General features: G+C 65.5%; 10 protein-coding genes and 1 pseudogene. 6 read left to right on the forward strand and 5 right to left on the reverse strand.

The window, feature by feature from the left end:
* Nucleotides 1-294: 294 nt before the first annotated feature.
* Nucleotides 295-588, forward strand: coding sequence for a hypothetical protein (locus DYE23_RS06870; RefSeq protein WP_235660561.1), 294 nt, complete (start codon nucleotides 295-297; stop codon nucleotides 586-588).
* On the forward strand, nucleotides 588-1,358 hold the full coding sequence (locus DYE23_RS06875; protein ID WP_011895651.1) for an SDR family NAD(P)-dependent oxidoreductase: 771 nt from the start codon (nucleotides 588-590) through the stop codon (nucleotides 1,356-1,358). The genes DYE23_RS06870 and DYE23_RS06875 overlap by 1 nt, the downstream gene beginning before the upstream one ends.
* A gap of 72 nt (nucleotides 1,359-1,430) precedes the next feature.
* On the opposite strand, the gene DYE23_RS06880 is transcribed toward DYE23_RS06875, so the two are convergent.
* The 3 genes from DYE23_RS06880 to DYE23_RS06890 form a co-directional block, all read right to left on the reverse strand.
* On the reverse strand, nucleotides 1,431-2,636 hold the full coding sequence (locus DYE23_RS06880) for an IS30 family transposase (protein ID WP_011891383.1): 1,206 nt from the start codon (nucleotides 2,634-2,636) through the stop codon (nucleotides 1,431-1,433).
* Between the two features lie 96 nt (nucleotides 2,637-2,732).
* Nucleotides 2,733-3,512: an enoyl-CoA hydratase/isomerase family protein gene (locus DYE23_RS06885; RefSeq protein ID WP_115326842.1), complete on the reverse strand. Its 780-nt coding sequence runs from the start codon at nucleotides 3,510-3,512 to the stop codon at nucleotides 2,733-2,735.
* Nucleotides 3,513-3,521: 9 nt separating this feature from the next.
* Nucleotides 3,522-4,208 carry a TetR family transcriptional regulator gene (locus DYE23_RS06890; RefSeq protein ID WP_013472594.1) on the reverse strand — a complete coding sequence of 229 codons (687 nt, stop codon included), beginning with the start codon at nucleotides 4,206-4,208 and terminating at the stop codon, nucleotides 3,522-3,524.
* 69 nt (nucleotides 4,209-4,277) lie between these two features.
* Between DYE23_RS06890 and DYE23_RS06895 the strand changes: the two genes are divergently transcribed.
* The 3 genes and pseudogenes from DYE23_RS06895 to DYE23_RS06905 form a co-directional block, all read left to right on the forward strand.
* On the forward strand, nucleotides 4,278-5,342 hold the full coding sequence (locus DYE23_RS06895) for a ferredoxin reductase (protein WP_011895648.1): 1,065 nt from the start codon (nucleotides 4,278-4,280) through the stop codon (nucleotides 5,340-5,342).
* A 92-nt stretch (nucleotides 5,343-5,434) separates the two neighbouring features.
* Nucleotides 5,435-6,541 (forward strand): fatty acid desaturase family protein, encoded by a 1,107-nt coding sequence (locus DYE23_RS06900; protein ID WP_013472593.1) that lies wholly within the window; start codon nucleotides 5,435-5,437, stop codon nucleotides 6,539-6,541.
* Between the two features lie 86 nt (nucleotides 6,542-6,627).
* Nucleotides 6,628-7,818: pseudogene (locus DYE23_RS06905) on the forward strand (IS30 family transposase); the annotation flags it as partial.
* A 159-nt stretch (nucleotides 7,819-7,977) separates the two neighbouring features.
* Here DYE23_RS06905 and DYE23_RS06910 read toward each other — a convergent pair.
* On the reverse strand, nucleotides 7,978-9,372 hold the full coding sequence (locus tag DYE23_RS06910; protein WP_115326321.1) for an IS1380 family transposase: 1,395 nt from the start codon (nucleotides 9,370-9,372) through the stop codon (nucleotides 7,978-7,980).
* A gap of 289 nt (nucleotides 9,373-9,661) precedes the next feature.
* On the opposite strand from DYE23_RS06910, the gene DYE23_RS06915 reads away from it, so the two are divergent.
* A complete protein-coding gene (locus DYE23_RS06915; RefSeq protein ID WP_013472592.1) occupies nucleotides 9,662-10,087 on the forward strand; it encodes an MTB12 C-terminal domain-containing protein in 426 nt (141 codons plus the stop codon).
* A gap of 34 nt (nucleotides 10,088-10,121) precedes the next feature.
* On the opposite strand, the gene DYE23_RS06920 is transcribed toward DYE23_RS06915, so the two are convergent.
* Nucleotides 10,122-11,045, reverse strand: coding sequence for a type IV toxin-antitoxin system AbiEi family antitoxin (locus tag DYE23_RS06920; RefSeq protein ID WP_115326843.1), 924 nt, complete (start codon nucleotides 11,043-11,045; stop codon nucleotides 10,122-10,124).
* Between the last annotated feature and the right edge of the window lie 9 nt (nucleotides 11,046-11,054).

The raw sequence follows: 11,054 nt of genomic DNA on the forward strand, positions 1-11,054 counted from the left end.
TCAATACGCCCTCTGACTAGCGCGTGTATCGACCAGTCGTTTGTATGGGGTCTTTGCGTGCGATGGCTACGGATATTGCCTGCGAAAGCGCACTGCCTTCTGCGCCCAGATGCTGTACAGATGTCGCGCGGGCCGGCGTCGCGGGCGCTTTACAGCAAATCCGAATGCCGGTGCGCGGGCACATATTGGGCCGTTGGACCCCGGGCCGTCCGGGTGGGCTGCCACAATCACCACAGTTGCTTACGAATCTCAGGAGTGGCCTTGCGTGGAAGTGTGATCGTCGCGTCGGCGGCGATGTTCGTGGCCGGCGCGCTGGGTGCGGCCCCGGCAGGGCATGCCGCCGTGTGCGGCTCGGTCGGCGGTGTGCACGTCGACGTCAGCGGCTGTGCCGACCCGCTGTACGAGCTCAATGACGCGCTGGCGCCGCCGCCCCCACCGCCGCCTCCGCCGCCTCCGCCGGGGGCTCCGCCGCCGCCGCCCCCGCCGCCTCCGCCGCCACCCCCGCCGGTCTACATTCCGCCGCCGTTGCCGAACGTCAACGTGTGCGCCGACGTCGGTCGCCGGATCAACGTGAGTGGGTGTATCTGATGGATCGGGCGTCCTTTGACCGGTTGTTCGACATGACGGACCGGACGGTCGTCGTCACCGGCGGAACCCGGGGTATCGGCCTGGCGCTGGCCGAGGGCTACGCGTTGGCCGGCGCGCGGGTGGTCGTCGCGAGCCGCAAGGCCGACGCCTGTGAGCAGGCGGCGCACCATCTGCGGGAACTCGGTGCGCAGGCCATCGGGGTACCCACCCACCTGGGGCAGGTCGACGATCTCGGCGCGCTCGTGGAACGCACCGTCGCCGAGTTCGGAGGCCTCGACGTCCTGGTCAACAATGCGGCCAACCCGCTCGCGCAACCGTTCGGGCACATGACCGTCGACGCGTTGTCGAAGTCCTTCGAGGTCAACCTGCAGGGACCGGTCATGCTGACCCAGGAGGCCCTGCCGCATCTGAAGGCCAGCGATCACGCCGCGGTGCTGAACATGGTTTCGGTGGGCGCGTTCATCTTTGCGCCGATGCTGTCGATCTACGCCTCGATGAAGGCCGCGATGATGTCGTTCACCCGGTCGATGGCCGCCGAGTTCGTGCACGACGGCATCCGCGTCAACGCGCTCGCTCCGGGACCCGTGGACACCGACATGATGCGGAAGAACCCGCAGGAGGCCATCGACGGCATGGTGGGCGGAACTCTGGTGGGCCGCTTGGCATCTGCCGACGAGATGGTCGGCGCCGCGCTGCTGTTGACCTCCGATGCCGGCAGCTATATCACCGGCCAGGTCATCATCGCCGACGGTGGCGGCACGCCCCGCTAGCGCCCCCACTTCCGCCGAAATTGCATTCCAGCAGGCCTCTTCTCGCGCAAAGTCAAGCGGCTAGCGCCACGGCTATGCGGCTTGGCTAAGTAGGGCGGCCATGCGCTGTGCGGGTGTGTCGAGGTCGAGGGTGGGTCGCGGTCGGTTGTTGAGTTTCGCCGCGACGATGTTGAGGTCGTCTCGTGTGTGCACGCTGAGGTCGCTGCCCTTCTCGAACCAGAACCGCAGGAGCCGGTTGGTGTTCTCGTTGGTGCCGCGCTGCCACGGCGAATGAGGATCGCAGAAGAACACTGGCGAGTTCAGTTGCATCTGAATGTGTTTCCAGCTGGCCATCTCGCTACCCCGGTCCCAGGTGATCGAGCGCCGTAGATGGGCGGGCAGTTCGCCCATAGCCTCGATCATCGCTGCCGCCACCGATTGGGCGGTGTGATCGACCGGCAGATGCAGCAAGATCACAAACCGGGTGGAACGCTCGACCAGGGTGCCGATGGCGCTGCCATGACGAGCGCCCAGGATCAGATCACCTTCCCAATGGCCAGGCACGGCCCGGTCATTGGCCTCGGCCGGGCGGTCGCTAATGGTGAAGATCGTGTCCGGGTCATAAACCCCGGTGCGGCCACGATGCCCTCGCGGGCTACGGGCCTGACGTTTCGTTGAGAGACATTTATGCAGGTCAGCGCGCAACTGGCCGCGCGTCTGCACGTACAAGCATTGGTAGATGGTCTCGTGACTCACCTGCATCAGCTTGTCACCGGCGTAGACCTCGGCCAACACCTGCGAGATCAGTTTGGGGCTCCACCCCTCATCCATCCACCCCGCGATCAGCGCACACAACACGGGGTTGTCGAGCTTGAACGTCTTGGGCCGGCGGGCTTTCTGGCTGGCAGCCGCATGGGCCATCAGTGCGTGGTAACGACCGTCGGGCAGACAGTTCCGCTTGACTTCCCGGGCGATGACCGAGCGGTCGCGGCCCAGCTCACGGCCGATCTCGGCATAACTGCGTCCTGCCTGCAAGCCGCGATCGATCTCAAAGCGTTCCGCGAAGCTGAGTCTGCGCCCGCGCCCACCCGGACGTTCCAAATCGCCGGCATCGGCCAAACCGCCGAGCCCATCACCACCTTTGCGTAATTTCATCCCGCCAGCCTGGCGCCACCAGAACCATCCAGTCCGTCGCGACACACCCACCGCCAGCGATGCCTCGGTCGTAGGCATCCCGTCACAGACCAGATCAAAGAACTCCCGCTTCACCGGCCACCCAACAGCCACTCCCGACGGCATAGCAACTCCTCCATTCAACGGATGTTGCACTGACCGTATGAATCCGCCTCGCACTTTGTCTGCTGGAATGCAAGTTCGGCGAAGCGGGCCAGGGGGTCAGCCCTTGCGCAGGATCTTCGCCGCCAACTCGCGCATCTCGCCACTGGTGGACGCCAGGATCTGGCTGCGGTTCTCCAGGTGCAGCGCGGCCTCGAGGCTCGACGCCTCGATGTTCGCCCACAGCACCTGCTTGGTCGACTCCACACCGAATTTCCCGTAATTGCACAGGGTTTCGGCGATCGCCAACGCCTCGTCGACAGGAGTGTCGCTCACCCGGGACACCAGCCCGAGTCGCAGTGCCTCGTCGGCGGCCACCGTGCGCGCCGTCAGGATCATGTCGAACGCCACTCCCGCGCCGACGATGCGCGGCAACGTGTAGCTCACCCCGATGTCGCATCCGCCGAGACCGAGCTTGATGAACTGCGTGCAGAACCGCGCCGTCGGCGCCGCTACCCGAATGTCGCATGCTGCCGCGATGCCGAGCCCGCCGCCGTAGGCCACACCCTGGACCGCCGCGATCACGGGCTGGCGCAGTCGGTGGATCTTCGCGGTGAGGTCGGCGATGCGCTCCTGCCACCGCATCCCGGACCGCGGGAACTCGGTGCCGCCGCCGGTCTCTTCCGGATTCGGGGCGCTCAGATCCAGCCCGGAGCAGAACCCGCGGCCCGCACCCGTGAGGACCACGGCGCGGCAGGCGTTGTCCCGGGCGAGTGCGTCGAGTTCGGCATGCAGTGCCTCGACCAGCTCATAGGACAGCGCGTTGAGCTTGTCGGGCCTGTTCAGGGTCAGGACGGCGATTTCAGGCGTGGGCCGGGCGACTTCCAGTACCGAGGACATGCCGCCACGTTAACCGCTGCGCCACCCGGCCACGCCGACAGTGATCATTCGCAGTTGTTTGACCGCGGTGCGGCGGATTTCGTCGACGCTGGCGGTGTCGGTGACGTCCTCCAGCTGCTCGGCGATCGCGATCATCGAGTTGACGAACACGCTGGCGAGGATGTTGAGGTCTTCGCTGCTCCACGTGTTCAGGGCGGGGAAGCGGGCCAGGTCGATCGCCAATTCTGAAGTGATCAGCCGGATTTCGGTGCGAATCGCGTACCGCAGGACGGTGACACCGGTGGAGCGTTCCCGTCCGATGAAGCGCCAGTGCTCACGGCGCTGTTGAACACCGTCGATGAGGATGTCGACGGACGATTCGATGACGCGGTTCGGATCGAGCTTGCCGGCGCGCGCGCCGCGCAGCATCTCACGCAGGCTGCGGAACGATTCGTCGATCAGGACGAGGCCGAGCGCCTCCATCGAGTCGAAGTGTCGGTAGAAGGCGGCGGGGACGATGCCGGCCTCGCGCGTCACCTCGCGAAGGCTCAGAGCGCTGAAGCCACGTTCGGCCAGTAGGTGCAGGGCGGCGTCGACGATCGCGCGCCGGGTCGCTTCCTTGCGTTCCTCGCGCGACAGCGTTTCCCGCGAGTTGCCGTCTTTCGAGCGAGAACGGCTCGAATGCCCCCTTCGTGAGCTGGGCGTACGACTGTTCACTGTGTGAAACCTACCACACGCTGCGGAGATCTCTTGACGGGACCCCACCGCGGCGCGCACGGTGTACACATGTTCACTGAAGTTCTGACCAAGCGCTCGCGACGTTTCGCGCTGCTGGACCTCCTCACGGGTCCGCACGGCGTCGACCGCTACACCGAGCTGGTCGACCCCACCTGGACGCGCGGAAATGCGCGCGCCAAGGTCGTCGGGGTGCGGCGCTCGACGCCGCGAAGTGTGACGCTCACTCTTGCCCCCAACCGGGCCTTCGACGGCTTCCGCGCCGGCCAGCACATCAACGTGTCGGTCGAGATCGACGGACGTCGCCGTACCCGCCCGTATTCGCCGGCCAACGCCGAAGGTGAGGCCAACATCGAGCTCACCATCGGACGCCATGACGGCGGGCTGGTGTCGACCTACCTGTTCGACCACGCTCGGCGCGGAATGGTCGTCGGTCTGGACTCGGTCGGCGGCGATTTCGTTCTGCCCGCCCGTCCGGCGGAGAACATCCTGTTCGTCTCGGGCGGCAGCGGCATCACCCCGGTGATGTCGATGCTGCGCACCCTGCGCGCCCGGCGCCACGCCGGCCAGGTGACGTTCGTCCACTACGCACGGTCGGCGGACGAGGCCTGCTACCGCGCCGAACTGGCTGTCATCGCCCGCGAAATGCCCAATGTGACCGTGCTGCACGGCTACACCCGGGTGGCGACGGACAGTGACCTGGACGGCCGCTTCGGTGCGGGGCAGTTGCCGGCCGGCGTGACCCACGCCGACGCGGTGTACGCATGCGGGCCGCCGGCGCTGGTCGACGCGGTTCGGGAACTTCACCCGCACGCCGAGTCGGAGAGCTTCGTCCCGCCGGTGTTCACCGCGGACGAATCCGGCGGTGGCACCGTCAGTTTCACCACCGCAGGGGTTGACGTCGTCGATGACGGGCGACCTCTGCTCAACCAGGCAGAAGATGCCGGCCTGGCTCCCGAGAGCGGATGCCGTATGGGGATCTGCTTCTCGTGCACCCGGCGCAAGACCAGTGGCGTCGTACGCAACGTCGTCACCGGTGCCGTGTCGTCGACGGAAGAGGAGGACGTGCAGATCTGCGTGTCCGCCGCCGTCGGTGATGTCGACATCGACCTGTAACCCCAACCCCCGCCGAAATTGCATTCCAGCCGCGGATTTACGAGAGAACCCCGTCGCACACGCAATCTCGACGACATCGAGAGGAGCAAGGCATGACCGAGTTACTCGAAACCACACCGCAGCGGACGATCTCCAAGACCGTCGCGGGCAAGACGATCACGATGACACCCGACCAGCTCGACGCGTTCGGGAAGGAACTCGACGCTCTGAAAGAGAGCGTCATCGCCGACCTCGGCGAGCGTGACGCCACCTACATCCGCCGGATGATCAAAGCCCAACGCGGACTGGAGATCGGCGGGCGGGCACTGCTGTTCGGCGGCATCTTCCCTCCGTTCTGGCTCGCCGGCACGACGATGCTGGGGTTGTCGAAGATCATCGACAACATGGAGATCGGCCACAACGTCATGCACGGCCAGTACGACTGGATGGGCGACCCGGCGATCTCCAGCAAGGGCTTCGAATGGGATACCGCGTGCCCGGCCGACCAGTGGCGGCACTCCCACAACTACATGCACCACACCTACACCAACATCGTCGGGCTGGATCGCGACATCGGCTACGGCATCCTGCGGATGAGCTCCGACCAGAAGTGGCGCCCGTACTACCTCGGTAACCCGGTGTATGCGTTCCTGCTGATGGTGCTGTTCCAGTACGGCGTCGCGCTGCACGAGATGGAGAGCGAGAAGATCGCCGCGGGCGAGATCACGCTCACCGACAAGCGGGAGATCCTGCGCGAGATCTGGGCCAAGACGAAGCGTCAGACGCTCAAGGACTACGTGGCCTTCCCGCTGCTGGCCGGTCCGTTCGCGCCGTGGGTGTTCGCCGGAAACCTGACGGCCAACCTGATGCGCAACGTGTGGTCGTACATGATCATCTTCTGCGGCCATTTCCCCGAGGATGTGCAGGAGTTCTCGATCGAGGAGACCAAGGCCGAGACCCGCGGACAGTGGTACTTCCGGCAGGTCCTCGGATCGGCCAACCTGACGGGAGGAAAGCTCTTCCACATCCTGTCCGGCAACCTGTCCTTCCAGATCGAGCACCACCTGTTCCCGGACATCCCGGCGTTCCGCCATGCGGAGATCGCGCCGAAGGTCCGCGAGATCTGCGAGAGGTACGGCGTGCCCTACAACACCGGACCGCTGCCGCGTCAGTTCGCGTCGGTGGTGCGCAAGATCGTCAAGTTCGCGCTGCCGTTCTGATCTTCCGCCGAAATTGCGTTCCAGCACGCCTCTTCTCGGGCGGATTCATACGGTCAGTGCAACATCCGTTGAATGGAGGAGTTGCTATGCCGTCGGGAGTGGCTGTTGGGTGGCCGGTGAAGCGGGAGTTCTTTGATCTGGTCTGTGACGGGATGCCTACGACCGAGGCATCGCTGGCGGTGGGTGTGTCGCGACGGACTGGATGGTTCTGGTGGCGCCAGGCTGGCGGGATGAAATTACGCAAAGGTGGTGATGGGCTCGGCGGTTTGGCCGATGCCGGCGATTTGGAACGTCCGGGTGGGCGCGGGCGCAGACTCAGCTTCGCGGAACGCTTTGAGATCGATCGCGGCTTGCAGGCAGGACGCAGTTATGCCGAGATCGGCCGTGAGCTGGGCCGCGACCGCTCGGTCATCGCCCGGGAAGTCAAGCGGAACTGTCTGCCCGACGGTCGTTACCACGCACTGATGGCCCATGCGGCTGCCAGCCAGAAAGCCCGCCGGCCCAAGACGTTCAAGCTCGACAACCCCGTGTTGTGTGCGCTGATCGCGGGGTGGATGGATGAGGGGTGGAGCCCCAAACTGATCTCGCAGGTGTTGGCCGAGGTCTACGCCGGTGACAAGCTGATGCAGGTGAGTCACGAGACCATCTACCAATGCTTGTACGTGCAGACGCGCGGCCAGTTGCGCGCTGACCTGCATAAATGTCTCTCAACGAAACGTCAGGCCCGTAGCCCGCGAGGGCATCGTGGCCGCACCGGGGTTTATGACCCGGACACGATCTTCACCATTAGCGACCGCCCGGCCGAGGCCAATGACCGGGCCGTGCCTGGCCATTGGGAAGGTGATCTGATCCTGGGCGCTCGTCATGGCAGCGCCATCGGCACCCTGGTCGAGCGTTCCACCCGGTTTGTGATCTTGCTGCATCTGCCGGTCGATCACACCGCCCAATCGGTGGCGGCAGCGATGATCGAGGCTATGGGCGAACTGCCCGCCCATCTACGGCGCTCGATCACCTGGGACCGGGGTAGCGAGATGGCCAGCTGGAAACACATTCAGATGCAACTGAACTCGCCAGTGTTCTTCTGCGATCCTCATTCGCCGTGGCAGCGCGGCACCAACGAGAACACCAACCGGCTCCTGCGGTTCTGGTTCGAGAAGGGCAGCGACCTCAGCGTGCACACACGAGACGACCTCAACATCGTCGCGGCGAAACTCAACAACCGACCGCGACCCACCCTCGACCTCGACACACCCGCACAGCGCATGGCCGCCCTACTTAGCCTCGATCCACCGGTGAGCTGTCGGTGTGAAGTCGATTTCGATTGTGTGCGTTGGGCCCGGGGTGTGCCGTGAGGTGGGTGTGTGTGATGGCCCGATCTCGGTATCGGCTTGTTCCTGTGGGTCTTTCGTCTCGTGCGGGCGGTTGGGGTTGCTCTGTTAGGCCAGCAGTGGCCGGTTTCGGCCAAACAGACTGTGGAACAGGGTGTTCCACGCGGTTTCCCAGGGCCAGTTGCGTGGCAGGTGCAGGGTCAGGCGTCGGGCCGAGGAGGCGATGCGTGCCGGCACGCTGATCAGGGTGCGGCGGATGGTGCCGGTGCGGGCTTTGGCCAGCGCTGGTCCGGTCAGGGTGGCCGCGGCGCGGGTGAGGTTGAACGCCATCGCTGCGCACACCAGCCAGGCGGCGTTGGCGCCGAATCGCCCCGAGGGCAGATGGGCCAGAGCAGAGTCTTTGAGGTCGGCGTGGACCTGCTCGATGAGCGCGTGGCCGCGGTGGGTCTTGTCGGCGGTGACGGTATCGAGGTCGGTGGTGGTGAAGAAGGCATGGAAGCGCCAGGTGTCGAACAGGGTGGTCTGCCCCTCGCCGCTGGCGGGGTTGAGGTCGGGGATGCGCCGCACCACCAGCCTGCCGGGGATCTGCTCGCTGGTTTTGCGGGAGCTGAACGCGGTGAAGTCGATCTCGGCGACCTCGGCGCGCGAGATCCAGCGCTGGGTGTTCTCGTCGTAGATCGCGTCGGTGTACTGGATCGGGATCCAGGCGTCCTCGGGTATGGCGGCGATGGCGGCTTTGACTTTTGGGTCCAGGCGCACGGTGATCGACACGTCGGCACCACCGCGCAGAGCAGCCGCCACGGTTGGGTAGCCGTAGAACGCCGAGTCGGCTCGCAGCAGCGGCCGGGTGGCTGCCGCCGAAGAGCGCAGTCGTGTCACGGTGGCCAGCGTGTCGCCGACGATGCGGGCAGCTCCACGTGCTGATCCGCAGGCGCCTTTGCGTAGGCGTTGGCCGCAGATGATCGGTGCACCATGCTCAGTGGTGAGCGTGGCGATCAGCGCATTTAACCCACGGACCCCGGAGTATCCGTAACCAGATCCCTGTTTGGTGTAGCCGTGCACTTCGATGATGGTGTCATCGAGATCAACACACACCGGACCGTCAACACCGGCCAGCACCGGAGTGCGTTCGTGCAGACCGGCCAGCAACCGCGCCGCCACGGCGTCGAGTTGGCGGACATGACCGAAGCTGAATTCGCGCAGGAACGATCCCAGCGTCGACGGGGCGTACGGGCGGTCGAACACGGTGCCCATCGCGCCGTGGCGCAGCAAGGCCATGTCATCGATGCTGTCAGCACCAGCTACCATGCCCGCGACCAGCGACAAGACTTTCGCCCCGGCGTTGGCGCCCTTGTCGGTCGGCACCGTGATGTGCTCATCAGCCAGGCTGCTCAACCCGCACTGATGAGCCAGAGCGGCCATCGGGACCAGCCCGGCACACGACACCAGATTGGGGTCATCAAAGCGGGCTGACGCCACAGGACGAGTGTGAGATAGTTGCATCTACGAGATGCCCTTCGTTCTGACCGAATGTGATCCTAGACAAATCCCATTCTTTCACCGCGACAGGGCATTTCGTTTTTACAACCCGCCCCAACTCCTATTCGATCGGTGGATCAAGGCTTAGCCAAGCCGCATAGCCGTGGCGCTAGCCGCTTGACTTTGCGTCGCACTTCGCCTGCTGGAATGCAATTTCGGCGGGTGAGGGGGCCCGGGACGTAGGCCTTGTGGCGGGGGTCGCCCCGTGGTGAGGTGTCCCGTGGGTCGGGACCTCTGTACGGAAGGAACGTTCATGCGTGCTGCGTTGGCGGCGATGTCGGTAGTGGCTGCGGGTGCTGTGGGTGGAATGGGTGTCGCGTGGGCCCAGCCGCCGGTGCCCAGCGCCGGGGAGTTGACCTCCGAGCTGCAGCAGGTACTGAACACCGGGACGCCGACGGAGGTGCGCGCGGCGAAGCTCGCCGGCGGTGACGCCGCCGTGCCCACCGCGGACAACATCGCCAACAGGCTGAACACCTACGGCGGCATGATCAACTGGCGGGTCGAGAACCCGGTGCTCAACGGCGACCAGTTGGACGCCCAGATCGCCGTCACCATCCCCATCTGGGGGACCAAGACGCACAACATCTACTGGGTCGAGCAGGACGGCGCATGGAAGCTGTCCAACCCGTCGGCGTGCGTCATCGCCCGCGACGTGGCCGGAGTCGACTGCACGGTCTAGCCCGGTTTCGCCGAACGTGCATTCCAGCAGGCCGTTACTCGCACTTTTCCTGCCTGGACGCAATCTCGGCGCGGAATCTCGTGGTGTACGCGTACCGCGGGATCTGGATGCTGCCGCGCCAGCCGCGGGCCCGCATCGCGGCGCTCAGAGTCTGGATGACCGCGACGGGATCGTCTTCCTTGACGACGGTGGTGACGTGCCAGCCCAGGCGGCGTAGCGCGGGCATCACCCGACGGTCCTTGAGGTATTGCGCGCGGTCGGACTGGTGTTGGTCACCGTCGTATTCGACCGCGACGTTCGGGCCTTCCCATCCGAAGTCGAGGGTACGGACGTGGTATCCGTTCTCGTCGACGACGGGGATCTGGGTGCGTGGTGGCGGGAATCCGGAGTCGAGAACGAGTTTGCGCCAACAGGATTCGCGGGGTGACTGCGCGCCGCCGTCGACGAAGGGCAGCAGAGCCTTGAGCCGGGCGACGCCTCGTGCGCCTTTGTAGCGTTTGGTGAGCAGCAGGACGTCCTCGACCGAATGCGGACGCACCGCCATCAGCGCATCCAGGCGGGCGAGCGCATCGTGCTCGGGTCGATAACGTCCGAGATCGAACGCCGTCCGCGCCGCAGTCGCGACGGGAAGGCCGTCGATCGACTGCCACTCGTCCGGATCGATGCGGTCGTTGCGGGCAACAATGCCGCTGGGGGGTCGCGGGCATTTGTAGATCAGCTCGATGTCGACATCGGCGTCGATCCAGCGTGATCCGTGCAGCGCCGCGGCGGCCAGTCCGGTGACGATGCCGTGGCGCTTGGAGTACAGCCAGGCGCCGACGGCGCGGTCGCCCAGCGTGGGGGCAGGGCCCCGCGGAGCGTGGATGTTGGTGAAGATCGGTCGGTACCAGCGTTGCAGTTGGTGTCGGGTGACGGTGCCGTTCGCGACGGCTTCCGTGCCGATGATGATGTCTCCCATGGCCGAATG

Source organism: Mycolicibacterium gilvum, assembly GCF_900454025.1.
In the GTDB taxonomy this organism is placed as follows: domain Bacteria; phylum Actinomycetota; class Actinomycetes; order Mycobacteriales; family Mycobacteriaceae; genus Mycobacterium; species Mycobacterium gilvum.

Bases quoted from the DNA above. Each gene is read 5' to 3' on its own strand.
- DYE23_RS06870 (WP_235660561.1), top strand. From the start codon at position 295: ATGTTCGTGGCCGGCGCGCTGGGTGCGGCCCCGGCAGGGCATGCCGCC.
- DYE23_RS06875 (WP_011895651.1), top strand. From the start codon at position 588: ATGGATCGGGCGTCCTTTGACCGGTTGTTCGACATGACGGACCGGACG.
- DYE23_RS06880 (WP_011891383.1), bottom strand. From the start codon at position 2,636: ATGCCGTCGGGAGTGGCTGTTGGGTGGCCGGTGAAGCGGGAGTTCTTT.
- DYE23_RS06885 (WP_115326842.1), bottom strand. From the start codon at position 3,512: ATGTCCTCGGTACTGGAAGTCGCCCGGCCCACGCCTGAAATCGCCGTC.
- DYE23_RS06895 (WP_011895648.1), top strand. From the start codon at position 4,278: ATGTTCACTGAAGTTCTGACCAAGCGCTCGCGACGTTTCGCGCTGCTG.
- DYE23_RS06900 (WP_013472593.1), top strand. From the start codon at position 5,435: ATGACCGAGTTACTCGAAACCACACCGCAGCGGACGATCTCCAAGACC.
- DYE23_RS06910 (WP_115326321.1), bottom strand. From the start codon at position 9,372: ATGCAACTATCTCACACTCGTCCTGTGGCGTCAGCCCGCTTTGATGAC.
- DYE23_RS06915 (WP_013472592.1), top strand. From the start codon at position 9,662: ATGCGTGCTGCGTTGGCGGCGATGTCGGTAGTGGCTGCGGGTGCTGTG.
- DYE23_RS06920 (WP_115326843.1), bottom strand. From the start codon at position 11,045: ATGGGAGACATCATCATCGGCACGGAAGCCGTCGCGAACGGCACCGTC.